Below are 26,231 nucleotides of genomic sequence, written 5' to 3'. Positions count from 1 at the left end.
GATTCGCTCTGATCCGGTCTCTTCCCTTGCCGCATTTCGAGCGCCGCATCCGGTTCCCCGGTGGGGCACGTCGGTCGCGGCGCCCGAAATGCGGCAACCGGTCCAGAGACCGGCGCGAATCCGCTTTCAGCGCAGCACGGTGAGCATCTCGATCTTCCCGCCGGACGTGTCGGCCTGTGCCGAAGCCACCAGCGTGCCCTGGCCGTCCCTGAACAGCGCCACTGCCGTGTTCGGGCCGGTCGTGAGCACCTGGACCTCGTACTCGCTCAGCCCTTCGAGTTGGTCCAGGTTGCTCAGCAGAACCTCTCTCGGCGCCGGCTCCGGCGGCACGCGGGAGCCCGCCGCCTCGAACAGCTCCGGCAGCTTCGACACCGCGCTGACCGCCCTCGGGAAGCCCGCGAAGGCCGCCGTCTCGACCAGGATCTCGCTGATCTCCGCCGGCGTCAGCCCAGCCGCCAGACCCGTCTTGACGTGCACCGACAGGGAGACTCCCAGCATCCCGCCGCCACGATCGCCGCGATCGCCACCGCCTCGCGGGTACGTTCGTCCAGGGCCGGCCGGTGGGAGAGATGCCCGTACACCGTGCCCACCGCCAGCTCGGCGAGCCCAGGGGAGGCCCGGAACAGCTGATCCAGCCGCTCCTTCCCGCCGTCCACCAGCTCGGCAAAGGTGTCCCGCCCACGCTCGTGCAGCCGTGCCATCTCGTCCGACATGCGTGACTCCCCTGTGCTCCCTGGTCTACACTGGACGATCAGTGTCCGTTTTGCTGCATAATGGCGATTATGCATGAAAAGTCCGCTTGTCCCGGTCGATACCGGCGGCGACGCCTCCAGGGGGATCCGACGCTCCCGATCCGCCCCTGAGCGCCTTTCAGTCCTGTCCAGCCCGCCGTCCACACGGTCACCGCGCCGACGATAGCTCTGAGCGCACACGCAGCGGCGTTGATTGCCCATTGAGGCGAATCCAGCGTCTGGACAGCTCATCAGCATGCCTTCAGCCCAGGCTGAGACGCTCGCTGTCGTAAGGCCGATAATCTACATTATGTTAAGTCGTGGATGTGGAGCCCCTGCTAGCCGGCCGGCGTCCCACCGCGACCGTGCCGGAGACCTCCTCCGAGTGCTCTACGCGAGCTTCCAGGCCGGCGTCGGTGAGCAAACGCTCTGTGGAGGCCGCCTGGCGAACGCTGGTCTCGATCAGCACGTGCCCGCCGGGCTTGAGCCACGCCGATGCGTCGCTGGCGACGCGGCGGTGAATCTCCAAGCCGTCGATGCCGCCGTCCAACGCGACCCGGGCCTCGTGGTCACGTGCCTCGGGCGGCATGAGCCCTATGTCATCGGTCGGCACGTACGGGGCGTTGACGAGCAACACGTCGACCTGCCCACGGATGGCCGACGGCAAGGCGGCGTAGAGATCGCCGAAAAATACCTGTCCGCCAACGGGTTCGACGTTGCGGCGGGCGCAGCGGACGGCGGCCGGGTCGATGTCGGTGGCGTACAGGGTGAAATCGGACAATCCGGCTACGGTGGCGACGCCGATGGCCCCGGAGCCGCAACACAGGTCGACGACGACAGCGCCTGGGGAAACCAGTGCGGAAGCCTGGGACACCAAGAACTCGGTGCGGCGGCGAGGCACGAAAACCGTGGGCTCGACGGCGATGCGCAGCCCGCAGAACTCGGCCCAGCCGACGATCTGCTCCAACGGCTCTCCCCGACCCGTCTGTCCACCATGGACTCGAGGTCGGCCGACGATGTCGCGGCGGCGGTCAGCAATGCGGCCTCGTCCTCGGCGAACACGCAGCCCGCCGCCCGAAGCCTGGTGACGATGTCGATCAGGCACTCCCCTGCAACAAAAACGGTCGGCACACAGTAGCGGTCTCCCCTACGCTCCGCCGCATGGAAACGGTGATCTCGCGGGTCGGGCTGCGCGAGGGCAGCAAGTCGCCCTGGCTGCTGACCTACGCGGACGGCCGTCAGGCGGTGCTGCGCGACCAGGGCCCGTTCGACACGGAGATCGCCGCGCTGACGGTGGCCGAGGCCAACGGTGTGCCGGCGCCGAGGGTGTTGTCGAGCAACGACACTGAGCTGTTGATCTCGGTGGTGCCGGGCAGCAGCCTGATTCCGACTGAACCCGGGCCGAACAGGCTGGAGGCGATCGGCGCGGCCGCGGCAGCCATCCACGCGGTGGAGTTGGCTCCCAGCAAGGACTTGCCGGCGCGGCATCGGCCGATCGAGCTGGTGGACTTCGACGACTGGCGGGCCCGCCGGACCGCCTCTCCCTGCTGCTGCGGGCGATGGAGGCGATGGCCTCGCGGCCGGAGCCGCCGCATCCGACGGTGCTGGTGCACGGGGATCTGTGGCAGGGCAACACGATGTGGGTGGACGGCGAGCTGGTGGCGGTCATCGACTGGGACTGTGCGGGCGTCGGCCATCCGGGCGTGGATCTGGGTTCCCTGCGGTGTGATGCGGCCTTGTTCTACGGACCGGAGTACGCGGATCGCATCCTGGACGGCTGGCGGGACAAGGCCGGCCGTGAGGCGCCGGATGTGGCGTACTGGGATGTCGTGGCGTCGCTGAGCACGCCGCCGGATGTCGGTGAGTGGCTGCCGAACGCGGTCGACCAGGGCCGGCCCGATCTGGATGGCCCGACCTTGAACGCGCGGCGGGACGAGTTTCTGCACGCGGCGCTCAATCGGCTGTGATGCGGCGGACCAGGTCGTTGATGCGCTGACGCCAGCCGTCGAGGTCGGCTTGGTCTGCCGAAGCCACGGTTCGGGTGAGCTCGAGGCGTGCGCCGTGACCGGTGCCGGCGGACAGCTCGATGTGCGCGTCGGTGGCCAGGTCTCCCAGTGCGGCCTGGACGACGTCGATCGGCCGGGTGAGCTGCCGGGAGAAGCGGATCTCGTACCCGTCGCCGATTGGGGTGACACTCCCCTGGTCCAGGCCGAACTGGTGGATGAGCTGCTCGTGGTGCTGGTCGGAAGGCCGTTCCATCCGCACCTCCTCTCCATTGACCGCCGCGACGAGGGCGTTGAGGCAGACGGTCCAGCCGGAGCCGTAGCTGGCGGCGGCGGGGCGGTCGTCGAAGACGTGGGTGAACACGAGCCGGCAGCCGTCGCCGTCGGGGGTGAGCTCGAAGTGGATGAGGTCGTCGCTCTCGCGGTGCATCTCGGGCGGGGCGTGTTCGGAGAAGGCGAAGACCTTGGGTGGGTCGAGCTGGGTGACGACGGCGTGCATGCCGTCGAAGTCGATGCGGCCGCCGATGCGCAGGTCGATGATCAGGGCGCGGATCGGGTACCAGGCGTTGAGCTGGTCGGGGTCGGTGATGGCCCGCCACACGACCTCGGGCGCGTGCTTGAGGTGGCGTTCGAAGCGCAGCGCCGGGCGGCCGTCGGTGTGGGTGCCGAGTGTCGGGTCCATGGCCGCGAATATAGCCCTACGGGAATATACTGGCAACGGCATGCACGGGAAAATCGGTCGTCGCCGACCGGTCCGAAAGGTCAGGATGCGGCGGTGACGTGGACAGTCGAGGCCGTCGATCCCAACAGTGCGGTGGGCGCGGGCCTGCTGCGGGAGTACTTCACGGACATCGTCCACCGCTACTGGGGACGACCGGCGCCGGCGGCCGAAATTGATCAGGTGCTGGCCGACGAGCCCAGCGACGACCTGGTGCCGCCGACCGGCCTGCTGCTCGCGGCCTCGTACGACGGTGAGCCGGCCGGGTGTGGCGGCTTCCGGGTGCCCTCCCCTGGCCTGGCCGAGCTGACCCGCATCTACGTGCGCCCGTCGCTACGGGGTCGGGGCGGGGCGGCCGTGCTGCTGCGGGAACTGGAACGGGCGGCCGTCTGCGCTGGGCTGACGACCGCCCGCTTGGACACGCGGAAGGACCTGGTCGAAGCGCGTCGGCTGTACGCGCGCCACGGATACGTCGAGATCCCGGCGTTCAACGACTCGCCGCACGCCGATCACTGGTTCGGCAAGAGCCTGGTCTAGGCGGCGACCGTCTTCTGACCGAGGCGCAGCGTGATGCCGTGGGACTTGAGCAGGCGGCGGAACCACAGCAGGGAGACCGCGATGCCGATGGCGACCATGCTGTAGGAGCCGGCGGTGCTGACCATGAGGAAGCTGCCGACGGTGGCGCTGGCCAGGGCCCACAGCGTGGTGACGCCGTTGGTGATGAACACCAGCGCCCACAGGAACGAGACCTGGCGGAAGAACTTCTGCACGTGGGGGTGGCCGGTGACCACGGTGGGGAATGCGCAGAAGTCGTCGGCCAGCTTGGCCAGCAGCGGGCGGTTGAGCGGCAGCGTGGCCAGCAGGATCGCGGCGAAGGCGAAATTCTGCACGGTGGGCTGTAGGAAGTAGAGGAAGACGCTGCCGGTGAGGTAGCCGACGAGGGTGCGCACGCAGAGCAGCGCGGTGGTCACCCACAGCACGGCGGGGATTTCCTTGCGCAGCACGACGCGTCGGGCCAGTGCGGCCAGCGACCAGCCGAGGGCGGCGAACAGCGCGCCCTGCAGGCCGACGATGGTGAAGACGAGGTAGAACAGGCCAAGCGGGACCAGGGTGGATTCCAGCAGGTGCTGGGCGCCACGCCGGATCAAGGCCAGTGGTGCGGGGAGGTGGACCGTCATGTGCTCGGGCATGTGTGGTCGGCCGTCTCGCAGTGGGGGTGTCGGGGTGGGCGGAATGCTAGCGGACGCCCTTGCGGGGTTCCTGTGAGGGAGGACGTTCAAACCCGGATTCGGGTTCACTGATCCGGTCAGCCGATCTCCGCGTAGGTAGCGGTGTGCCGGACAGTGGTGAGTTGATCGACGGGCGCTACCGCCTGGTGTCGTGCATCGGACGCGGCGCCATGGGTGCGGTGTGGCGTGGCCGGGACGAGCGGCTGAACCGCGATGTCGCGTTGAAGTTGGTGACGGTGCGCGGCCTGTCCCCCGACGACGCCAGTGAGCGGGAGGCGGTGGCGCGGGCCGAGCGTGAGGGTCGCATCACCGCCCGGCTCCAGCATCCCAACGCGATTTCCGTGCATGACGTGGTGGAGCACGACGGCCGGCCGTGTCTGGTGATGGAGTACCTGCCCTCGCGGAGTCTGTCCGACGTCGTGGAGGGCAAGGGTGTGTTGTCGCCGACGGAGTTGGCGACGATCGGCTTCCAGGTGGCCTCGGCGTTGGCGGCGGCGCACGAGTTGGGCATCGTGCACCGGGATGTGAAGCCGGACAACGTGTTGCTGGCCGAGGACGGCACGGCCAAGATCACGGATTTCGGGATCGCGCGGGCGTCCGACGACGGGGCGGTGACCGCGGCGGGCATTCTCGCGGGCACCCCGGCCTACCTCGCGCCTGAGGTGGCGACCGGGTCGGAGAGCAGTCCGCGTTCGGACGTGTTCTCGCTGGGTTCGACCTTGTACGCGGCTTTCGAGGGCAAGCCGCCGTACGGGATGGACCAGAACACGATCGCGCTGTTGCACCAGGTCGCCTACGGGGAGATCACGCCGCCGACGCGCGGCGGCGCCGTGGCGGATCTGCTGGTGGAGATGCTGCGGCGGGATCCGGAGACGCGTCCGACGATGGTGGAGGTGGCGGACCGGTTCGAGCAGCTGTTGGCCGGTTCGTCCCCTCTGCCGGCACCGCCGATGACGCCGTCGGTCGCCCCGCTGATGGCCCAGGCGGTCGGAGCGCCGGGGCAGCCGGGCACGCAGCGGATGCCGGCGCCGCGTCGGGGTTCGCCGGTGGGTCGGTGGTTGGCGTTGGCCGTGCCGGTGGCGGCGGCCGTGGTGGCTGTGGGTCTAGTGGTGGCGCAGCAGTTCGCCGTGCATACGGTGGCGTCGCCGCAGCATCCGATCGGCGCGACCTCGGTTCCCGCGCCGACGTCGACCACCAGCGGCGAGGCGGCCGATCCGGTGTCGTCCTCGGCCAGCTGCTCGGCTCGGTATGACTTGATGAACAGCTGGTCGACGGGGTATCAGGCGGCGGTGACGATCACCAATCTGACCGGTGCGCAGCTGACGGGCTGGCAGGTGAGCTGGCGGCTGCCGGGTGGTCAGCGTGTGACGAGCCTGTGGAACGGCACGTTCTCGCAGCAGGGTTCGGTGTTGGTGGTCCGCAACGCGTCGTGGAACGCGGTGCTGGCCGCCAACACCTCCACCAGCTTCGGCCTGGTCGCCGGCTCCCCCAACTCCTCCCCGGCCGCCCCCAGCTCACCTGCACCACCCTGTCCCAGTAACCCAGAGTGAAGTTCGGAACGGACCATTCCTCTACTCCGAGTTGAGGAATGGTCCGTTCCGAAGAAAAGGGTTTCCTGGCGGGGTTTGCGCTTCTTGGGGACGGGGTCGCCGATGCGTTCGGTGACCGTGGGGCTGATGGATGACAGGAACGGTGACGGGCTGGCGGTGCGGACGGCGCCCTGGCGCAGACGTGTGGAGGCGTGGCTGAGGTAGAGGTGCTGCTGGGCGCGGGTCATGCCGACGAAGAACAGGCGGCGTTCCTCGTTGACGGCCTCGGGTTCGAGGTCCTCCCCGGCCAGCGCATGGGCAGCAGCCCGTCTTCGCAGCCGACGAGGAACACGACCGGGAATTCCAGGCCCTTGGACGCGTGCAGGGTCAGCAGCGACACCCGGTCGGCTCTCGGATCCCAGGTGTCGACCTCGGCGCCGAGCGCCAGTTCGGACAGGAAGCCGGCGATGTCGTCGCCGTGTCGGACGGCGAGCGGCATGAGGAGTTCCAGAGCGGTGAAGGCGTCCTCGTCGTGGACCGCGTGAGCGGCCTGCCGCACGCGGTCCACGACGGAGCCGTGCAGGCCGACCAGGCCGAGTTCACGGGCGAGGACCCGGACACCGGGGCGGTCGGTGAGCCGGTCGTGGGAGCGTTTCTGGAACGGCACGCCGGCGCGGGTCAGGGCCTCCATGACGGCCTTGGCCTGGCTGCTGGTCCGGTAGAGCACGGCGAAGTCGTTGAACGACAAGCCTTGTGTGCCGTCGCCGGCGACGCGGCCGGTGTCGAGCGAGTGGAACGAGGAGCCGCCGAGCAGCTGGTCGATGGTGCGGGCGACGAAGCTGGCTTCGGCCTGTTCGTCGATGGCGTGGTGCAGGCCGATGCGGGCGTGCTCGCGGTGCGGTCCGCACGGGGTCAGGGCGCGGTCCTCGACCAGGGTGGTCGGGGTGATGGCCTGAACGGCGCCGGCCAGGATGTGTTTGCTGGAGCGGTAGTTGCGGCCCAGCTGCACACGGGTGGCGCCCGGGAAGTCTTCCTGGAACCGCAGGAAGAAGCCGACGTCCGCGCCGCGGAAACGGTAGATGGCCTGGTCGGGGTCGCCGATCGCGGTCAGGTTGCCGTCGGCGGCGCAGAGCAGGCGCAGCAGCCGGTACTGGGTCTCGTCGACGTCCTGGTACTCGTCGACGCTGATCCACGGCCAGCGGGCGCGGTAGTGCTCGATCAGCGAGGTGTCGCCGGCCAGCAGTTCGACCGGCATTTCCACCAGGTCGTCGAAGTCGACCAGGTCGCGGGCACGCAGCTCCTTCTTGTACGTCTCGCCGTGCTCGTCGCGCAGTTGCTGGACGACGGTCTCGTCGGCGATGCCGAAGCGCGCGGTGAGGCCGACGCGGGCGTGCTGCTCGCGCAGGATGCGGACGCCGAGCGAGTGGAACGTCGCCACGGTGAGATCCTGTGCTTGTGGCCCGACCAGGGCTTCCAGGCGCTCGGCCATCTCGGCGGCGGCGCGGCGCGTGAAGGTGATGGCCAGGCAGTGCTCGGCCGGCACACCCCGCTCCGTGACGAGGTGGGCGATGCGGTGGGTCAGGGTGCGGGTCTTGCCGGTGCCGGGGCCGGCGATGATCAGCAGTGGCCCGGACGGCACGGCCGCGGCGGCGCGCTGGTCGGGGTCGAGGCCGTCGAGCAGGGTGGGCACGGGGTCGATGAGCGGGAGTTCGGGCTCCTCGAGTTCGAGGACCACCGGCTCCTCGACGACTGCGACCGGCGCCGGGACGACCGGCTTCACGGGTTTCGGCGGGGCGAACAGGTCGTCGTCGAACAGCGACACCGCCCCGGCGGCCTTGCTCAGCTCCCCCGGTTCGAACAGTCGGATCACGCCGTATTCGCCGTCGTAGCCGGCGTCGCGGATGACCTCGCCGCGCCGCAGCCGCCCGATCGCCTCGCCCAGCACCGGGTTGGACGCGGCGAGGTCGTCCAGCGGCACGTCGTCGAGAATGCCCAGCTCGGGGCCGTGCACGGCGGTCAACGAGGCGATCTCGGACAGGACCTTCTTGCTCTTGGGGCCCACGCCGAGCAGCTCGCTCATGATCTCCGGCAGCGGGATGAGGCTGCGGAAGTCCACGGCGTCGGCCGGCCGGTGGCCGACCTCGCGGTCGGCCAGCTCCTGGATGCGGCTGAGCACGCCGACGGTCAGCGGCTTGCCGCAGGTCGGGCACAGGCCGTTGTGGGCGATGGTCTGGGCCGGGTCGAACCGCACGTCGCACTTGCGGTGCCCGTCGGAGTGGTACTTGCCCTCCTCGGGAAAGAACTCGACCGTGCCGGCGAAGCCCTCGCGGGTCTCCAGGGCGCGGCGAACGGCGTAGTAGTCCATGTCGGTGTCGAAGACGGTGGCCTCGCGGCCCAGCACCGGCGGCGAGTGCGCGTCGGAGTTGCTGACCAGCGTGTACTTGTCCAGGCCGGACACCCGCCAGTTCATCTCCGGGTCGCTGGACAGACCGGTCTCGGCGGCGAAGACGTGGTCGGCCAGGTCGGCGTAGCAGTCGGCGATGGCGTCGAAGCCGGATTTGGAGCCGAGCACTGCGAACCACGGCGTCCACACGTGCGCCGGCACGAGGTAGGCGCCGTCGCCGCTTTCCAGGGTGATCTCCAGCAGGTCGCGGGAGTCGAGGCCGAGGATGGGACGGCCGTCGGAGCCGAGGTTGCCGATCTTGCCGAGGCGCCGGTTGAACTCGGCGGCGGCGTCGAAGTTCGGCATGTAGATCAGGTGATGGACCTTGCGGGTGCGGTCGTCACGCTTGTAGATCGTGGAGATCTCGACCGACAGCATGAACCGCACGTCGCCGACGCAGCTGGCCGGCAGCGTCCGCGCGATGTCGCGGTCGAGCTCCGGGCGCAGCTTGAACAACCCGGGCTCGGCCGGCACCAGCGTCTCGCGCAGGTGGTCGTACCAGGCGGGATGGGTGAAGTCGCCGGTGCCGACGAGGCTGATGCCCTTGCGCTGGGCCCACCAGGTCAGGTGCTCGAGGTCGCAGTCGCGGCTGCAGGCCCGGGAGTACTTCGAATGGATGTGCAGGTCGGCGTAGAAGCGCACCGGCTCGATCTTGCCACTAGGGCCGGGTTCCCCAGTTGGGTGGGCCCACCTGTGCCGGTAGTAGCCGGTAGGCGTCGTGCACCCACTCGCACAGCAGGGTTCGGCTCTCGCGCGGGTCGATGATGTCTTGCACGCCGAAGTGCTCGGCCGTGCGGAACGGGGACGTGAGCGTGGCCAGGCGCTCCTGGATTGCTGCCAGGTCGGCCTCGGGGTCCTCGGCGCGTGCCAGTTCGGCGCGGTAGGCGGCCTCGATGCCGCCCTTGGCCGGCAGTGAGCCCCAGTCGCCCGAGGGCCAGGCCCAGCTGCGGCCACCGCGATGGCGGTTGACGATGCCGGCGCCGCCGACCCCGTACACACGGCGCAGGATCAGTTCGGCCTGCGGCACACGGGCCTGGTAGACGGCGCTGATGGCGCGGGCGCCGGCTCGTAGCGTGCCGGCGCGTTCGGCGGCGGTGCCGATGGTCATGCCGCCCTGGTCGGTGAGGCTGACCAGCGGCAGGTGGAAGGTCTCGCACAGGTCAACCAGGCGGGTCAGCGCCAGTGCGCCGGCGGCGGAGAGCGTGTTGCCGCGATACGGGTCGGTGGCCACGACTCCGACCGGATGGCCGTCGAGGCGGGCCAGCGCGGTGACGGTGGCGCCGCCGTAGTCGGCGTAGCGGAAGACCGAACCGGTGTCGAAGAGCGCGTCCAGGATCGGGGCGATCCGGTACGGCCGCCGTGGGTTGCGCGGGATGGCCGACAGCAGCGGCTCGGGATCGGGGACGTTGTCGCAGGTCGTGACGGGAGGCAGATCATGAACGCTGGACGGCAGGTACGACAGGAACTGCCGGATCACGGCGAACGCCTCGGCCTCGGTGGCCACGAAGCGGTCCACGTTCCCGTTGCGGCGGTGCACCTCCGCGCCGCCGAGCTGCTCCTTGTCCACGTCCTCGCCGATGCCGCCCTTGACGACCGGCGGGCCGGCGACGAACAGCTGGGCCAGGCCCTCGACCAGCACGCACAGGTGCGACATCACCGCGCGGGCCGCGCCGAGCCCCACCACCGGCCCGAGACAGGCCGAGACCACCGGCACCGTGGACAGGTTGTCGACGACGTGGTCCCAGCCGGGGTTGACCGGCACATAGCTGTAGCCGGCCTGCTCGATCATCTTCACGCTGCCGCCGCCGCTGGCCCCGTCGAGCAGGCGGATCAGCGGCAGTCGGAACTGGCCGGCGAGCTGCTCGGAGTACACCTGCTTGGCGTGGATCGCGGCGTCGCCGGACCCGCCGCGCCCGGTGAAGTCGTCGGCGCCGAGCACCACCTTGCGGCCGTCGACACGGGCCGTGCCGGTGACGAAGTTGGCCGGCGTGACGGTCCCGTCGGCGTTGGGGAAGCCGGCCAGCGCGCCGATCTCGGTGAAGCTGCCCTGGTCGGCCAGGGCCTCGATGCGTTCCCGCACGGTCAGCCGTCCGCCGGCGTGCTGGCGGGCGATCTTGTCCGGTCCGCCGAGGCCGGTCGCCCGCTCGCGGCGGCGCTGGATCTGGGCTACCTCGTCCGACCAGTCCTCGATCATGGGAGTCAGCCTAGGGCGACGGCGGCGGAGATCACCCGGTTGTAGTCTTGCCTAGGTGCACGACATGTCCGGCAGCTGCTCGGCACTGTCCGCCGCGCTGAGCGAGCCGCCCGCCGGAACCGCGTCCGTCGCCACCGGCTGGCTGTGTGTGGAACAGCCCGGCCCGTGGGGCCATGACGCGCTGCGCGACAGCCACCTCGACCACGGTGTGGCGACGGAGCTGTCGGCGCGGGCCGAGGGCAGCGGTGTGCGGATCGTGCTGATCCGGCGGCCCGGCGCGCATGCCGACTTCCATCACGCCCAGCCCCGCCAGGTGTACTTCGCTTCGACGCGGCCGGGGGCGTGCTGGCTGGAGTCGACGGTGCTGACCGACCCCAAGCAGCTGCTGGATCTCGACTTCCGCGCGGCCGGCGCGGGCAAGCACGTGGGCCTGGGCAGTCCCGTCGAGGAGTCGGTGCTGCTGGTGTGCACCAACGGCCGCCGGGACGTGTGCTGCGCGGTGGAGGGACGGCCGCTGGCCGGGGCGCTGGCGGCGGCCAATCCGGGCCAGGTCTGGGAGACCACGCACACCGGCGGGCACCGTTTCGCGCCGACGGCCGTGCTGCTGCCGACCGGATATCTCTACGGCCGGGTGACGCCGGTCGACGGGCAGCGGCTACTCGATTCCCATGGTGTCGTGCTGACCGGCAACAGGGGACGTTCCTGCTGGTCACGGCCCGGTCAGGTGGCCGAGCTGGCGGTGCGGGAACTGCTCGGGGAACCGGATCCGGAGGCGTTGTCGGTATCCCCCGACGGTGTTGTGGTCACGCATTCGGACGGCCGGGAATGGGCCGTCACCGTGACGGAACACCCGCTGCCGCCGGCCCGTCCGGCCAGTTGTGGCAAGGCGCCTTCGGTGCCGACCGCCTTTGTCGCCGACACCGTCATTCGCACCCGCTGATCAGCCGGCGCGCAACCATTCCGTTCCGGCCTCGTCACCGGAAATCCATCCGGCGGCGGCCATCGCCTCCATCGCGAGTCGGCGGGCCTGCTCGATCGGCAGTCCGTTCGTCACCACGATTTCATGCATAATCTGACGGGCAATGCCCATCAGGGCCGCCGCGGCCAGCAGTCGCTCCGCGGTCTCGGCATCGCACATCGGCTGGGCGGCCGGGGTGGAAATGACGTCGCCGCCCAGCACGTAGACCACGTCCACCAGCACGGACGTGCTCACCTGCCGGTCATGCACGAACGCCAGGATGACACAGAAATGCGGGAAAACAATTCGTCCGGCCGGGTGAAACGCGTTTAGGAGCATTCCTGCTCGGCGGCGTCGGCCGGTCGGGAAGCGGCCGCCGCGAACACCCCGAGTCCGAGTGAATAGGGGTCGTCCAACCCGATCCTGCGCAGCGCGTCCGGCGGCAATGCCAGCAGCGACAACGAGATTCCCAACAGATAGGCGTCCAGCACGCCGACATCGCGCGTCGAGCTGTCGAGGCCGGCGACCTGGTGCAGCGCCACCGCCGACTCCGCATTGGCGATCGCCATTTCCCCCAGCGCCTGCCGCACTCCCGGGCGGCGCACCGCCTCCAGGTACAGCTCGGCCATGGCCAGCAGCTGCGTCGGATCCCCGTTGACCGCGCGGTTGAGCAGCGCCGGGTACAGCTCCCCCAGCTGGCTCGGCGACACCTGCGGCGGCGTCGTGCTGTGCAGGCGCTCCACCGCCGCCCGGTGCTCCTCGGCCATCCGGCCGGCCGCCGCCTCCAGCAGCGACTCCCGCGTCGGGAAGTAGTTCTTGGTCGTGCCCTGCGGCACCCCGGCCTCACGGTCCACCGCGCGGTGGGTCAGCCCGCGGCCGCCCTCCCGCGCCAGGATCGCGATCGCCGCGTCTCCCAGCAGCGCCCGCCTCGGTCCCGGACGTCGATCACCCACATGATCACCATAGCTGTGGTACCACGCCTGTGGTGCTCGCGACGCGCCGCAGGCCAGCAGCGATGTCGATCACGGTTTAAGATCGCCACCACCCGTCCCGAGCCGCCCGGGGCCGTGCTCTACCTGAGTGGCTCACTTGGCTTCCGGAGCCAAATGAGCCACTCAGGTAGCAAAGAAGGGGGTCAGGACGGGTCGGCTTCGAGGCGGGCGATGATGCCGTCCTCGGCGTGCCAGGTCTGGCCGGTGTCCTCGCCGGGCAGCCGGGCCAGCAGGAAGCCGGCGCTCTGCTCCGGGGTCAGCAGGTCCCCGCGCTGCTGCACGTCGGCGAAGTACTCGTTGACCGTGGCGTCCATCGCGGTGCCACCGCCCTCCCGCACCCAGGTCATCATCGAGGTGGCCACGGTGCCGGGTCGGTAGATGTTGGCCGTGACGCCGCTGCCGGCGAGTTCGGCGGCCAGGTTGATGGTGTGGCCTTCCACGGCGTACTTGGTCGTGGTGTAGGCGTTGCCGCCGTTGAGGAACGCCGGCACCTGCGCGGCGCCGCTGGACAGGTTGACGATGCGACCCCAGCCCCGCTCCAACATGCCGGGCAGCAGGTGGATGCTCAGCGCGGCCACGGCCGTCACGTTGATCGCGACGGCGTTGGCGAACTCGGCCGGATCGAGCGTCGCGGTCGGCCCGGCCGGCCACGGCACGGCGGCGTTGTTGATCAGGATGTCGACCGCCCCGGCCGCGGCGGCGACCTCGGCCACCTGGGACAGATCGGCCAGGTCGGCGGTCACGACGGTGGCCTTGGTGGACACGAGGGCGGCGGTGCCCTCCAGCTCGTCACGGGAGCGGGCGACCAGCACCACATCCGCGCCCTCGGCGGCCAGGCCCACCGCCAGCGCCCGCCCGATCCCCCGACCCGCGCCGGTCACCAACGCGGTCCTTCCGGCAAATGCAGAACCCATAGGTCGATCATGGCCCTACGTCGCTCGACGTATGCCGGGTTTCCGCTTCTGGGCCCATGCCGACGCCCTTTCAGGCGGGAAGCATGGGGACATGACCACTCAGATGAGGGCGTCCGACGAGGACCGGGAACGGATCGTCGCGCGGCTCAACGAGGCCGTCGGCAAGGGCCTGCTGACCCTGCCCGAGGCCGAGGAGCGCATCGCCACCGCCTACGCCGCCCGCTACCTGGACGACCTCCCTCCGCTGACCGCCGACCTGCCCGACCCGATTCCCCCGAAGCCCGAAGGCTCGCGTCGCCGACCGGGTTTCGACCCCCGCGTGCTGGTCGTCATCGCCGCGTTGGCGGCGTTGGTCGTCGTCACGCACGGCTGGCTGTTCCCGCTGATTCCGTTGGTCATCCTGGCGATGAAGTTCGGGCCCCGGCGTCACGGGCACCCTGCCCGGATGTAGTCAACGGCCCTAGGGTCGTGGGCATGGACCTCGCCGACGCGTGTTTCGCCGGCGCCGCCGCCCAGGCCGAACTGCTGCGCGCCGGCGAATTGTCGTCACGTGAGCTGGTGGACGCCACGCTGCGCCGCATCGAGCGCCACGACCGCGAGCTCAACGCCTACCGCCTGGTGTTCGCCGAGCAGGCGCTGGAGCGTGCGGCCGAGGCCGACGAGCGCCGCGCGCACGGCGAGGATGCACCTCTGCTGGGCGTGCCGATCGCCGTGAAGGAGGACCTGGCGATCGCCGGCCTGCCCACGACGACCGGCACGTACGCCGTGGACCGTACGGAGCCGGCGGACTCGGAGGTGGTGCGGCGGCTGCGCGCGGCCGGGGCGGTGATCGTGGGCCGCACGCGGATGCCGGAGCTGGGCCTGTGGCCGTACACGGAGTCGGCGTTCGCCGGCGTGACGCGCAACCCGTGGTCGCCCGACCACACCTCGGGTGGCTCCAGCGGCGGCTCGGCCAGCGCCGTGTGCGCCGGCCTGGCCGGCGCGGCCATCGGCTCCGACGGCGCCGGCTCGATCCGTATCCCCGCCGCGTCCACGGGCATCTTCGGCCTCAAGCCGCAGCGCGGGCGCGTATCGCTGCACCCCAGCGGCGAGCAGTGGACGGGCATGGTCGTGGTCGGGCCGCTGAGCCGGCACGTGCGGGACTGGGCCCTGGTCGCCGACCAGATCCGTGGCTCGCTGCCCAGTGATCCGGTGGCCGCGATCCCGCCGCGCACCAGCTTCGTCGAGGCCGCGGCGACGCCGCCGGGCCCGTTGCGCGTGGCCGTGTCGCTCAAGCCGTGGGTCGCCGGCGCGCCCATCGATCCCCGCGTGCGGGACGCCGTGCTGGGCGTGGCCGGGCTGCTGCGGGAGTTGGGGCACGAGGTGATCGAGCGTGATCCCACGCTGTTGGACCCGACCACGCAGCTCGCGCTGGCCCCGCGCTACCTGTCCAGCGCCGCCGAGTCGCTGGCCGCGCTCGACCGTCCCGACGCCGTGGAGCGCCGCACCAGGCAGGTCGCGGCGCTAGGACGGGCCGTGCCGCGCTGGCTGGTCGTGCGGTCACGGCGGTTCGGGGAGCGCTTCTCCCAGGTCGCCAACGAGATCTTCGAGCACGCCGACGTGCTGCTCACGCCCACGCTGACCCGCCCGCCCATCCGGGTTGGCCAGTGGCAGCACCGGTCCACGTTGAGCACGCTGCTGGCCGCCAACCGGTACACGGCGTTCCTGCCGCAGTGGAACATCGCCGGCAACCCCGCCGCCTCTGTGCCGGCCGGGTTCACGCCCGAGGGGCTACCGCTGGCCGTGCAGTTGGTCGGCCGGCCGCACGACGAGTGCACGCTGCTGTCCCTTTCGTCCCAGATCGAGCAGGCCCGTCCCTGGGCCGACCAGCGACCTCTTTAGAGCCCCGCGGGCACGGCTGACCGCATCGCTTGGGCGAACGCCCGCACGGCCGGGTGGTCCTCGGCGCCGCCGCGGTGGGCGATGCGGGTGTGCCGGGCGAGCGGCAGCCGGGTCAACGTCACGCCGTCGGGCCGGTCGACCAACCCCAGCTCCGGCACGAGCGCCACGCCCTGGCCGGCGGCGACCAGTGCGAGCACGGTGGCGAAGTCGTCGATCTCGTGGCGGGCCTGTGGGGTGAAGCCGGCGGTCTCGCAGGCGTGCACCGTCATCCGATGGCACAGCGTCCCCTTGACCGCGAGGATCCACGGCTGGTCACGGCAGTCGGCGACGGTCGTCAGGTGTGGGTCGCCGGTGGCCAGGTACATCGCCTCCCGGCACAGCGGTATCACGGCGATACCAGCCTCGGCCGGCACCGGGGCGAAGTCGTAGGAGTGCACCAGCGCCACGTCCAGATCGCCGGCCCGCAGCGCATCGGCGACCTGCGCCGGGTCGAGCTCCACGACCATCGGTTCCAGCCCCGGATGACGCTGCGCCAGTGAAGCCAGCGCCGCCGGCACCATCACCCGGCCGGCGCTGGGGAACGTGCCGATCCGCAGCGACCCCGCCAAGCCTTGACGAGCCCCGTCTAGCTCGGCGGCGGCTCGCTCCAGGTGGGCCAGGACGACTTCGGCGTGCCGGACGAGCGTGCGGCCGGCCGGCGTGAGCACGACGTTGCGGCCGCTGCGGGTCAGCAGCGGCACTCCGGCCTCCCGTTCCAGGGCGCTGAGCTGCTGCGACACCGCTGACGGCGTGAAGGAGACCGCCTCGGCGACCGCGGCGATGGTGCCGCGATGGGCCAGTTCCCGCAGCAGCCGCAGCCGGCGCACGTCAAGCATCAGCCCAGCTTACGGATAGCCGCACAAATACGAACTGGACCTGCACGATCAGCGGCCGCAGGCTGGGCCCATGGAAGGCATCCTCGTACCCCTGATCACGCCGTTCGCCGCCGACGGCACGATCGCCACGGACGCGCTCGCCGCGCTCGCCGACGACGTGTTGGCCCAAGGCGCGGCCGGCATCGTCGCGCTGGGCACCACCGGCGAGCCGTTCGCGCTGGACGCCGACGAGAAGCGCACGGTGCTCGACATCTGCGCGCGGGCCTGCGCCGACCACGGCGCGTCGTTGGTCGTGGGGGCCGGCACCAGCGACACCAGTAGCAGCGCCTCAGCGCTGGCGGCATACCCCAAGCCGATGCCGCGCTGGTGCCGGTGCCGTACTACGTGCGCCCCGGCGAAGCCGGCGTCATCGCGCACTTCACGCGGCTGGCCGCCGACAGTCCCGTGCCGCTGCTCGTCTACCACGTGCCGCACCGCACGGCCCAGCCGCTGAGCGCCACCACGCTGCTGACGCTGAGCCGCATCCCGAACATCGTCGGGGCCAAGGTCGCCAGCGGCATGACCGAGGACGCCGTGGCGCTGCTGGGCGACTGCCCGCCCGACTTCGCCGTGTTCGCCGGCGACGACGCCTACCTGTCGCCGATGCTGGCGCTGGGCGCGCGTGGTGGCATCACCGCCTCCGCGCACCTGGCCACCGCCGACTTCGCTCGTCTCGTGTCCGCTTGGCACAAGGGCGACGTCGCCACCGCGCGTCCCCTCGGCCATACGCTGGCCCGGCTGGCCACGGCACTGTTCGTCGAGCCCAACCCCACCGTGCTCAAGGGCGTGCTGCACGCCCAGGGCCGCATCCCTACGCCGGACGTTCGGCTCCCGCTGCTGCCCGCCGACCCGTCATCCGTGGCCGCCGCGTTGGCTCTGTTGTAGCGCCGAGCACCGCCCACCGGCCCGAGCGCAGCCGCGTCAGGTTGTTGGCCAGCCGGAACAGCAGGAACACCGTCAGCGCGGACCAGACGCCGACCAGCCCCCAGCCCAGCGCCAGCGACGCCCACACCACGGGCAGGAATCCGAGCAGCGCGGCGCAGGCGTTGGCCGTACGCAGGAACTTCGCGTCGCCCGCGCCGAGCAGCACGCCGTCGAGCACGAACACGACGCCGCCGATGGGCTGCACGGCAACGAAGAACCACCACGCCTTCGGCATCTCCGTCAGCACCGCTGGGTCGGCCGTGAACACGTGCGGCAGCACCCCGGACAGCGCCGCGAACACCGCCGACAGCACGCTGCCGAACACCAGACCGCAGCGCACGACCTGCCACGCCACGCGCTGCGCCCGCTCACCGTCGCTGGCACCGAGCGCCGCGCCGACCAGGGCCTGCGCGGCGACGGCCAGCGCGTCGAGCACGTAGGCCAGGAACATCCACAACTGGAACACGATCTGGTGCGCGCCGACCGCCGCCGCCGAGGTGTGCGCGGCCACCGCGGTCGCGGAGATCCACGACGCTTGGAAGGCCAGGCCCAGCAGTGCGAGGTCGCGGCCGTAGACCAGCTGCGCGCGCAGGTGCGCCGGCACCGGCTTGAGCGACACGCCTTCGGCGCTCAATGCCCGTACGAACAGGGCCGCGGAGATCAGTTGTGCGACGACGTTGGCGATGGCCGAGCCGTTCAGGCCCCAGTGGAGCCCGTGCACCAGCACCGGGCACAGCACCGCGGAGATGCCGTTGCCGGCCAGTACGAACCACAGGGGCCGGCGCATGTCTTGCACGCCGCGCATCCAGCCGTTGCCGGCCATCGTGATCAGCACCAGCGGGGCTCCGAACAGCGCGATCCGCAGCCACCCCACCGCCGCGTCGGCCGCCGATCCCGAACCCGCGAGCAGCCCCGCGATCGGCTCGGCCAGCAGCTGTCCCACCGTCAGCAGCACCAGGCCGGCCAGCGCCGCGACCCAGGTCGCCTGTACCCCTTCAGCCACCGCGTCGGCCCGTCTGTTCGCGCCGTGCAGCCGGGCCGCGCGGGCCGTCGTGCCGAAGCTCAGGAACGCCATCTGTTGCCCGACCTGCGACAACACGATCGCCCCGACCGACAGTCCAGCCAGTTGCGTCGCCCCGAGATGCCCGACTACCGCCGTGTCCACCAGCAGGTACAGCGGTTCCGCCGCCAGCACCCCCAGCGCCGGCACCGCCAGCCTCAGCACTTCCCGCACGCCGCCCCCTGTAATGAGCACTTGCCGGTTTGACCCCTGACCGTGGAGGCTACGGTAAGGTCCGTTCGTGGACAACGCTGCTTACCTGGACGTCGCGCTCCGGCTGGCCAACGCCGACCTTCGCGACGTCGAGGGCCTCCGCGAGGCCTTGTACGAGGAGCCTTGGTGGGCCGAGCGCGTCCGTGAGTCCGACCTTCGGGCCCTTCGCCCCGTCGCCGACGGCCTTCGCCGCGTCTTCACCGCCGCCGTCGCCGCCAACCGTGTGGACGTGCAGGCGGAGACCAACGCCCTGCTCTCCGCCCATCCGCTACGCCCCCAGCTCTCCTCCGGCCACGGCGAGACCGAGAACTGGCATGTCCACGTCGCCGACCCCGGCCAGCCCCCCGCCACCGAGGTCGCCGCCGCCGCGTCGTGGGGCGTCGCCCATGGCATCGTCCACTATGGACTGGAGCGCTGGGGCCGTTGCGCCGCCGCGGACTGCGGCCGCTTCTACCTCGACACCTCCACCAACCGCGCCAAGCGCTTCTGCTCCCAGCGCTGCGCCAACCGCGTCCACGTCGCGGCCTTCCGCTCCCGCAACCGGGACTAGTTCTGCAGGATCGGCCAGGCCGCGCCCGGGTCGCAGTGCGCGGGGCAGGCCGCGATGTAGACCCTGTTGCCCAGGAACAGCACGTACTCGTCGTCGATGAAGGTGGCCGGCCGGTCCGGCTCGGGTGGCTGGTCCGGCCGGCCGGGTCGCTTGGGGAAGCCGAAGTTCGACGGGACCTGGCAGAGCACGACCATGTCGGCCCCGCACTGGCAGACGCAGTGCTCCGCGTCCTGGTACCAACAGGGTTCGCCGCCGAGCTTGAAACCCCAGTTGCTGTCGCCCTGCTCCTCGACCCGGCTCAGGGTCAGCGGCCGGGGCTGAAGGTGGGGCTCCGGCTCGGCGGCCACGACGCTGCCCCGATGCAGCAGGACCTGCCAGAACCGGAGCTGGCCTTCCGGCGGGGTGTCCCAGAACCGGGGCGGCAGCTGCTCGCCGGACAGCGGGTCGTTCGCGTCGTTGTGCTTGGGGCACTGGAACACCAGCAGATGGTCGTCGCCGAAGGCCTCGACGTCCGCCGGCACGTCGAGCTGGAAGAACAGGACCATCCGCTGGCCGCAGTCGCACGCCGGCCACGGCAGCCCGGTGTCGAGGACCGGCCGGCCGCCGACGGTGTTCCGGGCGTCCGGGCCGGCGGTCTCGGAGCCGATCTCGATCATGTAGGGCACCGGCGCAGCGTATCCGGGACTACAGGCCGCGTTTGGTCAGTTCGTCCAACAGCTGGCGGTCGGCGACGTGCCGGCCCTTGACGCCGTCGAGGTAGGAGTTGAACGCGTCCTGCCGGCCGGTGCGCGTGAACAAGGTGCGCAGCTGGGCCAAGAGCTCGACGACGAGGGCCTCGTTGTGGGCATGGGTGTTGTCGTCGAGGGCCTGCTCCACCAGACCCCGGTAGACGGCAATGGCGTCGCCGGGGTGGTCGGCGGAGCGCACGCGGGCGAGCTCGGCCCAGACCTCGTCGGTGCAGCCGTGGGCGACGGCGGTCTGCCACGCGGCCTCGGGCTGGTCGTCATGGATGAGCACGCGCACCAGCACGGAGTTGACGGCGACATCCGAGGCGCCCTCGGACAGGCGCCGCACGACGGCGTCACGCTGCTCGGACCAACTGCCGGCGTGCTCGGCGACGGTGCGAAGCCGCAGGTAGGTGTCCATGGCGGGCTGGTTGCTGAAGATGCGCATCCGCATGGACACGGCCCGGTCGAACCAGCCCATGCGCACGCACTCGTCCACGGCGACGTCGACGAGACGCGAAGCGGGGCCGCGCCACCCGCAGGCGGACAGGCCGCGGCCGACCCACTCGAGTACCTGCTCGGATCGGCCGGCCTCCTGGAGCAGCGTGGCGATGCGCAGGTAGTGCCAACCCGACGACAGGTCCTTGGCCAACGCCGTGACGTGCAGGTCCACGTCGCCCAGGTGCTCGGCGAGGTCCTCGGTCACGTGCAACACGGCCCACCGGTGCCGGTCGAACGCGGGCCGCTGCGCGAACTCCAACACGGGCAGTGCGGAGCACAGTGCCTCGGCGGCCTCCCGGTACGCCGAGAGCCCGGGCGATCCCAACGCGCCGGCGTAGTCGGTCAGCCGGACATGCGGCCCCTCGGGATGCTCGATCTGCAACGCCAGCAGCCACCGGGCCAGACGCGACGGATCGCCCTGGTGCAGACGGCAGGCGGTGGCGTGCGCGGACAGGGCCCGCTCGGCCAGCCCACGCAGCACGGGCACCCGCTCCGGCAACCGGGCCAATGCGGCGGCCAACGCCTCCACGACGTACTCGGCGAGCTCCACGGCGTCGATCGTCTTGGCGGCGCGGACCAGGCCCTCCAACGCCGACACGACATCGGCCAACGCCCGCCCGGGATCGTCACCGCCCGTGAGCGCGGCCTCCACGGCGACGCGGGCCCGCACCGCGTCCCCGAGCTCCTCCGCCCCCGGACCACCGGGTTGGCCGCTGATCACCGCACAATCAAACCCCACTTCACACGGCAGGTGAACGCAGTCGAACCGTTCGGAGCAGTCCGGTCACCGCGCGGACGCGAAACAGCGCGGGGCGTGACCGACCGTACCCTCCGCAGCGTCAACGCCGACCGAATTGGCCGGCACGCATCGATAGCACAGGTGCGCCGATCGTGACGCGTATTTCGCGTCCGGAAGAACCGTCAATTGTTGCCGTCCGGTCACGATGGTGAAGCGCATGCAACCAATTCGGCCCCATCACTCGACCGGAGCAGTGCGGCAGGATATCGGTAACTCTAGGGTTGGTCCATGCATATTCGCGTGGATTACGACGAGGGGCTGCACGCAGTCTACGAACGAGGACGCGTGCTACCGCCGGAGACCGTCGCCACGTGGATGGCCGCCCTCGAGCGCAACGCGCCCGCGCGCCGCCCGCTGACCGTGCTCGACCTCGGTTCCGGAACCGGTCGGTTCAGTGACGCCATCGCCGACACCTTCGGCGGCCCGGTCTACGGCGTCGAGCCCTCGACGCGCATGCGCGAGGTAGCCGAGGCCGCGCACCCGCACGAGCGCGTGTCCTACCTGGACGGCCGGGCCGAGGCGATCCCGCTGCCCGACAACAGCTGCGATTTGTCCGTAATGTTCCTCGTGCTGCACCACATCGAGCACCGCATGCTGGGCGTGAAGGAGCTGGCCCGGGTGCTGCGGCCGGGCGCACGGCTGTGCGTGCACAGCGGCTTCTCCGGCCAGATGCACGACCACGTCTGGTACCGCTACTTCACCCGCGCCCGCGAGGTCGACGACCTGGTCTTCCCACGGCTGGACGAGGTCATCGCGCAGTTCGCCGACGCCGGCATCGGCTACGTCGGCCTCGACCAGGTCGACCAGCAGGTCGCGGCCAGTCTGCCGGCCTATTTCGAGCGATTTCGACACCGTTCCTTTTCCACCTTGCAACATATGACGGAAGACGAGATCGCCGAGGGCATGGCCGCCATGCAGCGGGCCGCCGAGGCCGCCGAAGGCGCGCCGCCGGAGCCGGTAATCCAAACGGCGGACCTCCTCGTCCTCGAACGTCTCGACGGGTAGTCGAGCACCCACCGTCGGTGTGTCGTAAATCTCGGAAACACATAACCGGCGGCCGGACGGGCGAGCCCCGTCCGCTAATCCAGGAAATGCGGAAGCCCCCGGACCGGAGCGGGTCCGGGGCTTCGCCGCACGATCAGGAGCGCGGGCCGTCCGACAACTCGGTGTAACCGGCGTTGGGTCCGGGCTCCTCGGAGGTGATCTGCGCGGCCGCCCGCTCGGCGGCCCGCACCGCCTGGGTCGCCTCGGTCGGCGCCGGCGGGTTGAACCAGTCGGCCACCGAGTCGTCCATCTCCTCGACGGCCGGCGTGGAGACGTCCGGGGCCGGCGGCTCGTAGCGGAACACGCCGTCCTCGCCCGGCGCGCCGAGCATCCGCGCGAAGCCCTCGAGGGCCTTGCCGTAGTCCGACGGGATCAGCCACACCTTGTTGGCGTCGCCCTGCGCCATCTGCGGCAGCGTCTGCAGGTACTGGTAGGCCAGCACCTCCGGCGTCGGCTTGCCCGCCTTGATCGCCGCGAATACCTTCTCGATCGCCTTGGCCTGGCCCTGTGCCTGAAGGTAGCGGGCGGCCCGCTCGCCCTCCGCGCGCAGGATCCGCGACTGCCGGTCGGCCTCGGCGGCCAGGATCGCCGCCTGCTTGGCGCCCTCGGCCGCCAGGATCTGCCCCTGCTTCTGGCCCTCGGCCGTCTTGATCGCCGACTCCCGCTGGCCCTCCGCGGTCAGGATCATCGCGCGCTTCTCGCGGTCGGCGCGCATCTGCTTCTCCATCGAGTCCTGGATGGAGGGCGGCGGGTCGATGGCCTTGAGCTCGACCCGGGCGACCCGGATGCCCCAGCGGCCGGTCGCCTCGTCCAGCACCCCGCGCAGCTGGTTGTTGATCGAGTCACGGGAGGTCAGCGTCTGCTCGAGGCTCATGCCGCCGACCACGTTGCGCAGCGTGGTGGTGGTCAGCTGCTCGACACCGACGATGTAGTTGGAGATCTCGTAGACCGCGGCCCGCGGGTCGGTCACCTGGAAGTACACCACGGTGTCGATGGAGACCGTCAGGTTGTCCTCGGTGATCACCGGCTGCGGCGGGAAGGACACCACCTGCTCGCGCAGGTCGATCCGCGCCCGCACCCGGTCAAGGAACGGCATCAGCAGCTTCGGCCCGGGCGTGGCCGTAGCCCGGTACCGGCCGAGCCGCTCGATCACCGCGGCCTGCGCCTGCGGGATGATCAGCACGGACTTCACCGCGATCGTCAACACCACCAGGATGATGACGATCACGACGATGATCGTGGTCACTGTCGCTGCCTCCATCAGTTCTCCGCCCACACGATTGCCGTCGCTCCCGAGATGTCCATGACGATCACCTGCTGGCCCGGCTCCAACCGCTGCGTCGGCTCGAACGCGCGAGCCGACCACACCTCGCCCTTGATGCGCACCCGGCCGCCGTGCTCGTCCACCGTGGCGACCACCTCGGCCTGCACGCCCTTGAGCGCCTGAATATTGGTCGTCAGGTGCTCATGACCCGACATCAGCCGGCTGCGCAGGATCGGCCGCACCGCGAAGATGCCGACCACCGCCGTCACGGCGAACACGATCGCGTCGACCAGCAGGCTGCCGCCGATCACATCGGCCAGCGCGGCCGCCAGCCCCGCCGCGCCGAGCATCACGAGGACGAAGTCCCCGGACACCACCTCGGCGAGCACCAGCGCGACACCGAACAGGAGCCACAACAGAGCGGCCATGCCTCCATCGTGGCAGAACACGCCCGCCACCATCGGGCGACCACTCCGCACGTGACACGGGCGTGACCTACACCGGTTCCGTGACGAAGTCGATCAACCGCTCGACCGCGCCCAGCAGCGGCGTCTCCAGATCACGGAACCCCTTCACACCGGCCAGCACCCGCCGCCAGCCCTCGGTCGGCTCGCCCCAGCCGAGCGCCTCGCAGATGCCTTCCTTCCACGGCACGCCACGCGGAATCACCGGCCACGCCCTGATGCCGACCGAGGCCGGCTTCACCGCCTGCCAGATGTCGACATAGGGATGTCCGGTGACCAGCACGTGCTCGTCACGGATCGACGACACCAGCCGCGACTCCTTGGAGCCCTCGACCAGGTGATCCACCAGCACCCCCAGCCGTCGCCGCGGCCCCGTGCCGAACTCCTCGATCCGCTCCGGCAGCACGTCCACGCCGTCCAGCGGCTCCACCACGACACCCTCGACGCGCAGGTCGTGCCCCCACACGCGCTCGACCAGCGTCGCGTCGTGCAGGCCCTCGACCCAGATCCGGCTGTCCCGGGCGGTGCGCGCCCGCAGGCCCTCCACCTTCACCGAGCCCGACGCCGACATCTTCCGGTCGGCCGCCTGCTTGGGACGGACGAGGGTCACCGGTTGGCCGTCGATCAGGAAACCGGCCGGGGTCAGCGGGAACACCCGGTGCCGGCCGTGCCGGTCCTCCAGCACCACGTTGCCCGACTCGAACCGGACCACCGCGCCGCAGAACCCGGACGCCGGATCCTCGGCGACCAGGCCCGGCTCGGCCTCGACCTCGGGGATCGGCCGGCGCTTGGCCGGACCGGACAGCACGTCGCGGCCGTAGTCGTGGGAACGCACAGCGCCGCACCCTATCGGGTGATGCCGATGTTCTCGTGGAGGAACTCCAGCGTGGCGGCCCACGCCGCGGCCCGGGCCTTGGTGTTGACCTCCGCCGAGCCGCCGAGCTCGAACCGCACACCCGGCCCGTCCGAGAGAGTGTCGAGGTAGGGCTGCCCGGGCGGGCCGTTGAGCGGATGGCCGGCGCCCTCGTAGATCCGCAGCTCCACGTTGTCGGCGGTCGCGGCGCGGCTGTACTCCACGGTCGGCCAGGTCTGGTCGTCGTCGCCGCACAGCATGAGGACCGGGCCGCCGATCCGCTCCACCGGAATCCGATAGCGGTCCACCTCCGCCGGCACGTCCGCGAACGCCAGCCGCAGCCGTACCGGCTCGTCGTTGGCGATCTGCTCGCGCAGCTCGTCACGGATGTCGTAGGGCAGGTAGTCCAACGGCTTGCGGCGCAGCGTCCACGACGCCGCCGGCGTGGAGAGAATGTCCAGCAACGTGCCGGCGCGGTAGTCGATGCCCTGCGTGACCAGTCCGCCGCCGGCCACGCTGACCACGGCCCCGACCCGGTCGTCGTGCGCGCCGACCAGCAGCGCCGCCTCGCCGCCGCGGGAACCGCCGACGATGCCGATCTTGCCCGTGGCGAAGGAGGCGATCTTGTCCACCGCGGCGAAGAAGTACTCCAGCGGGATGTCCACCAGCCCCGGCGGCAGCGTCGAAGTGCCGAAATAGGCCAGGGCCAGGACGTTGTAGCCCTCGGCGTGCAGCGCCCGCGCGTCACGCTCGTGCAGGCCGCCTTCGGAGCCGCCGAGCAGCAGCACGCCGGGCGCGGACACGGGCTGGGTGAGGAGCAGGCTCTCGGTCACCCGTCGAGTGTGTCGAATCGGGCAACCAACCCATCATCGGGCTACGTCCCGGCGACATGAAGGTGATGCTGATCGTGTTCGCACTGCTGTTGGCGGGCGGCGCCGCCTCGAGTTCCACCGCCGGCTCCGGACACCGGGCACAGCCGGTGTGCGGGGCGCTGAACCCGTCGCCGGACACGGTGTCGCTGGACGGATTCACGGTGTCCTGGGTCTTACGTTGCCCGGTCCAACTCAGAGCCGAGCCGGTGCAGACCCAGCGGGCCGACGGTCCGGCCACCGAGGTCATGCGGGTGCTGAAGATGCCGAGCGACCCGAAGCCCGACGCCTGCTCGTCGTGGGGACAGAACCTGCCGGACTACGTGCTGGTCGACGCCGCCGGCAACGGGATCCAGCCGGTGCTGCCCACCGACGGCTGTCACGTGAAGAAGTCGGTGGTGGACGCGCTCGACGCGCTGCCGTACCGGACGGTCAAAACCGGAAACCGCTAGCGGGCAC

General features: G+C 70.8%; 26 protein-coding genes and 3 pseudogenes. 11 read left to right on the top strand and 18 right to left on the bottom strand.

Annotation, left to right across the window (positions count from 1 at the left end; translation table 11 throughout):
• Positions 1 to 126: 126 nt before the first annotated feature.
• The 3 genes and pseudogenes from M3Q35_RS10820 to M3Q35_RS10810 form a co-directional block, all read right to left on the bottom strand.
• On the bottom strand, positions 127 to 477 hold the full coding sequence (locus M3Q35_RS10820) for a carboxymuconolactone decarboxylase family protein (protein WP_273941541.1): 351 nt from the start codon (positions 475 to 477) through the stop codon (positions 127 to 129).
• Entirely contained in the window at positions 444 to 713 is a 270-nt protein-coding gene (locus M3Q35_RS10815; protein ID WP_273941540.1) for a hypothetical protein, read from the bottom strand. Before M3Q35_RS10815 ends, M3Q35_RS10820 begins: the two co-directional genes overlap by 34 nt.
• A 331-nt stretch (positions 714 to 1,044) precedes the next feature.
• A pseudogene (locus tag M3Q35_RS10810) lies at positions 1,045 to 1,829 on the bottom strand (putative protein N(5)-glutamine methyltransferase).
• A gap of 63 nt (positions 1,830 to 1,892) precedes the next feature.
• Here M3Q35_RS10810 and M3Q35_RS48825 point away from each other — a divergent pair.
• Positions 1,893 to 2,698 (top strand): annotated as a pseudogene (locus M3Q35_RS48825) (aminoglycoside phosphotransferase family protein).
• Here the strand turns inward: M3Q35_RS48825 and M3Q35_RS10795 are convergent.
• On the bottom strand, positions 2,685 to 3,416 hold the full coding sequence (locus tag M3Q35_RS10795; RefSeq protein WP_273941538.1) for an SRPBCC family protein: 732 nt from the start codon (positions 3,414 to 3,416) through the stop codon (positions 2,685 to 2,687). The pseudogene M3Q35_RS48825 and the gene M3Q35_RS10795 overlap by 14 nt on opposite strands.
• A gap of 93 nt (positions 3,417 to 3,509) precedes the next feature.
• On the opposite strand from M3Q35_RS10795, the gene M3Q35_RS10790 reads away from it, so the two are divergent.
• Complete coding sequence (locus M3Q35_RS10790) at positions 3,510 to 3,989, top strand: GNAT family N-acetyltransferase (RefSeq protein ID WP_273941537.1); 480 nt, start codon at positions 3,510 to 3,512, stop codon at positions 3,987 to 3,989.
• Here the strand turns inward: M3Q35_RS10790 and M3Q35_RS10785 are convergent.
• A complete protein-coding gene (locus M3Q35_RS10785) occupies positions 3,986 to 4,630 on the bottom strand; it encodes a VC0807 family protein (protein ID WP_273941536.1) in 645 nt (214 codons plus the stop codon). The two genes, M3Q35_RS10790 and M3Q35_RS10785, sit on opposite strands and share 4 nt — an antisense overlap.
• A 155-nt stretch (positions 4,631 to 4,785) precedes the next feature.
• Between M3Q35_RS10785 and M3Q35_RS10780 the strand changes: the two genes are divergently transcribed.
• A complete protein-coding gene (locus M3Q35_RS10780) occupies positions 4,786 to 6,231 on the top strand; it encodes a protein kinase domain-containing protein (RefSeq protein WP_273941535.1) in 1,446 nt (481 codons plus the stop codon).
• 346 nt (positions 6,232 to 6,577) lie between these two features.
• On the opposite strand, the pseudogene M3Q35_RS10775 reads toward M3Q35_RS10780, so the two are convergent.
• Positions 6,578 to 8,290: pseudogene (locus M3Q35_RS10775) on the bottom strand (ATP-dependent helicase); the annotation flags it as partial.
• Between the two features lie 1,021 nt (positions 8,291 to 9,311).
• The gene (locus M3Q35_RS10770) at positions 9,312 to 10,847 is read right to left on the bottom strand and encodes an acyl-CoA carboxylase subunit beta (protein ID WP_273941534.1); all 1,536 of its coding nucleotides are present in this window, start codon (positions 10,845 to 10,847) and stop codon (positions 9,312 to 9,314) included.
• Between the two features lie 64 nt (positions 10,848 to 10,911).
• Here M3Q35_RS10770 and M3Q35_RS10765 point away from each other — a divergent pair, with 64 nt between their 5' ends.
• A complete protein-coding gene (locus M3Q35_RS10765) occupies positions 10,912 to 11,787 on the top strand; it encodes a sucrase ferredoxin (RefSeq protein WP_273944307.1) in 876 nt (291 codons plus the stop codon).
• Here the strand turns inward: M3Q35_RS10765 and M3Q35_RS10760 are convergent, their stop codons facing one another.
• From M3Q35_RS10760 to M3Q35_RS10750, 3 genes are all read right to left on the bottom strand, one after another.
• Positions 11,788 to 12,075, bottom strand: a complete 288-nt coding sequence (locus M3Q35_RS10760; RefSeq protein ID WP_273941533.1) for a hypothetical protein — start codon at positions 12,073 to 12,075, stop codon at positions 11,788 to 11,790. It abuts the gene before it with no gap.
• 59 nt (positions 12,076 to 12,134) lie between these two features.
• On the bottom strand, positions 12,135 to 12,758 hold the full coding sequence (locus M3Q35_RS10755) for a TetR/AcrR family transcriptional regulator (RefSeq protein WP_273941532.1): 624 nt from the start codon (positions 12,756 to 12,758) through the stop codon (positions 12,135 to 12,137).
• 182 nt (positions 12,759 to 12,940) lie between these two features.
• Positions 12,941 to 13,678 (bottom strand): SDR family NAD(P)-dependent oxidoreductase, encoded by a 738-nt coding sequence (locus M3Q35_RS10750; RefSeq protein WP_273941531.1) that lies wholly within the window; start codon positions 13,676 to 13,678, stop codon positions 12,941 to 12,943.
• Positions 13,679 to 13,802: 124 nt separating this feature from the next.
• Here M3Q35_RS10750 and M3Q35_RS10745 point away from each other — a divergent pair, with 124 nt between their 5' ends.
• Together M3Q35_RS10745 and M3Q35_RS10740 are read left to right on the top strand one after the other, a co-directional pair.
• Positions 13,803 to 14,162 carry a DUF1707 SHOCT-like domain-containing protein gene (locus tag M3Q35_RS10745; protein WP_273941530.1) on the top strand — a complete coding sequence of 120 codons (360 nt, stop codon included), beginning with the start codon at positions 13,803 to 13,805 and terminating at the stop codon, positions 14,160 to 14,162.
• Positions 14,163 to 14,185: 23 nt separating this feature from the next.
• The gene (locus tag M3Q35_RS10740) at positions 14,186 to 15,592 is read left to right on the top strand and encodes an amidase (RefSeq protein WP_273941529.1); all 1,407 of its coding nucleotides are present in this window, start codon (positions 14,186 to 14,188) and stop codon (positions 15,590 to 15,592) included.
• Here M3Q35_RS10740 and M3Q35_RS10735 read toward each other — a convergent pair.
• Positions 15,589 to 16,467, bottom strand: coding sequence for a LysR family transcriptional regulator (locus M3Q35_RS10735; protein WP_273941528.1), 879 nt, complete (start codon positions 16,465 to 16,467; stop codon positions 15,589 to 15,591). The two genes, M3Q35_RS10740 and M3Q35_RS10735, sit on opposite strands and share 4 nt — an antisense overlap.
• A gap of 70 nt (positions 16,468 to 16,537) precedes the next feature.
• Between M3Q35_RS10735 and M3Q35_RS10730 the strand changes: the two genes are divergently transcribed.
• Both M3Q35_RS10730 and M3Q35_RS10725 read left to right on the top strand, forming a co-directional pair.
• A complete protein-coding gene (locus M3Q35_RS10730) occupies positions 16,538 to 16,960 on the top strand; it encodes a dihydrodipicolinate synthase family protein (protein WP_273941527.1) in 423 nt (140 codons plus the stop codon).
• On the top strand, positions 16,852 to 17,391 hold the full coding sequence (locus M3Q35_RS10725) for a dihydrodipicolinate synthase family protein (RefSeq protein WP_273944305.1): 540 nt from the start codon (positions 16,852 to 16,854) through the stop codon (positions 17,389 to 17,391). Before M3Q35_RS10730 ends, M3Q35_RS10725 begins: the two co-directional genes overlap by 109 nt.
• On the opposite strand, the gene M3Q35_RS10720 is transcribed toward M3Q35_RS10725, so the two are convergent.
• Positions 17,318 to 18,664: an MATE family efflux transporter gene (locus tag M3Q35_RS10720; protein WP_273941526.1), complete on the bottom strand. Its 1,347-nt coding sequence runs from the start codon at positions 18,662 to 18,664 to the stop codon at positions 17,318 to 17,320. The two genes, M3Q35_RS10725 and M3Q35_RS10720, sit on opposite strands and share 74 nt — an antisense overlap.
• 67 nt (positions 18,665 to 18,731) lie before the next feature.
• Here M3Q35_RS10720 and M3Q35_RS10715 point away from each other — a divergent pair, with 67 nt between their 5' ends.
• Positions 18,732 to 19,253: a CGNR zinc finger domain-containing protein gene (locus tag M3Q35_RS10715; protein WP_273941525.1), complete on the top strand. Its 522-nt coding sequence runs from the start codon at positions 18,732 to 18,734 to the stop codon at positions 19,251 to 19,253.
• On the opposite strand, the gene M3Q35_RS10710 is transcribed toward M3Q35_RS10715, so the two are convergent.
• Positions 19,250 to 19,909: a hypothetical protein gene (locus M3Q35_RS10710; RefSeq protein WP_273944304.1), complete on the bottom strand. Its 660-nt coding sequence runs from the start codon at positions 19,907 to 19,909 to the stop codon at positions 19,250 to 19,252. The two genes, M3Q35_RS10715 and M3Q35_RS10710, sit on opposite strands and share 4 nt — an antisense overlap.
• 28 nt (positions 19,910 to 19,937) lie before the next feature.
• A complete protein-coding gene (locus M3Q35_RS10705) occupies positions 19,938 to 21,200 on the bottom strand; it encodes a hypothetical protein (RefSeq protein WP_273941524.1) in 1,263 nt (420 codons plus the stop codon).
• A gap of 306 nt (positions 21,201 to 21,506) precedes the next feature.
• On the opposite strand from M3Q35_RS10705, the gene M3Q35_RS10700 reads away from it, so the two are divergent.
• Complete coding sequence (locus M3Q35_RS10700; protein WP_273941523.1) at positions 21,507 to 22,283, top strand: class I SAM-dependent methyltransferase; 777 nt, start codon at positions 21,507 to 21,509, stop codon at positions 22,281 to 22,283.
• Between the two features lie 133 nt (positions 22,284 to 22,416).
• On the opposite strand, the gene M3Q35_RS10695 is transcribed toward M3Q35_RS10700, so the two are convergent.
• From M3Q35_RS10695 to M3Q35_RS10680, 4 genes are all read right to left on the bottom strand, one after another.
• Positions 22,417 to 23,583, bottom strand: coding sequence for an SPFH domain-containing protein (locus M3Q35_RS10695; RefSeq protein ID WP_273941522.1), 1,167 nt, complete (start codon positions 23,581 to 23,583; stop codon positions 22,417 to 22,419).
• Positions 23,583 to 24,014, bottom strand: coding sequence for an NfeD family protein (locus M3Q35_RS10690; protein ID WP_273941521.1), 432 nt, complete (start codon positions 24,012 to 24,014; stop codon positions 23,583 to 23,585). Before M3Q35_RS10690 ends, M3Q35_RS10695 begins: the two co-directional genes overlap by 1 nt.
• A gap of 67 nt (positions 24,015 to 24,081) precedes the next feature.
• Positions 24,082 to 24,885: a DUF3097 domain-containing protein gene (locus tag M3Q35_RS10685; RefSeq protein WP_273941520.1), complete on the bottom strand. Its 804-nt coding sequence runs from the start codon at positions 24,883 to 24,885 to the stop codon at positions 24,082 to 24,084.
• Positions 24,886 to 24,896: 11 nt separating this feature from the next.
• Entirely contained in the window at positions 24,897 to 25,736 is an 840-nt protein-coding gene (locus M3Q35_RS10680; protein ID WP_273941519.1) for an alpha/beta fold hydrolase, read from the bottom strand.
• A 56-nt stretch (positions 25,737 to 25,792) separates the two neighbouring features.
• On the opposite strand from M3Q35_RS10680, the gene M3Q35_RS10675 reads away from it, so the two are divergent.
• Positions 25,793 to 26,224: a hypothetical protein gene (locus M3Q35_RS10675; RefSeq protein WP_273941518.1), complete on the top strand. Its 432-nt coding sequence runs from the start codon at positions 25,793 to 25,795 to the stop codon at positions 26,222 to 26,224.
• The last annotated feature ends 7 nt before the right edge of the window (positions 26,225 to 26,231 follow it).

The organism is Kutzneria chonburiensis (assembly GCF_028622115.1).
Taxonomy (GTDB): Bacteria; Actinomycetota; Actinomycetes; order Mycobacteriales; family Pseudonocardiaceae; genus Kutzneria; species Kutzneria chonburiensis.
The sequence above is the reverse complement of the archived record's forward strand: the minus strand, read 5'-3'. Positions and strand labels throughout refer to the sequence as shown.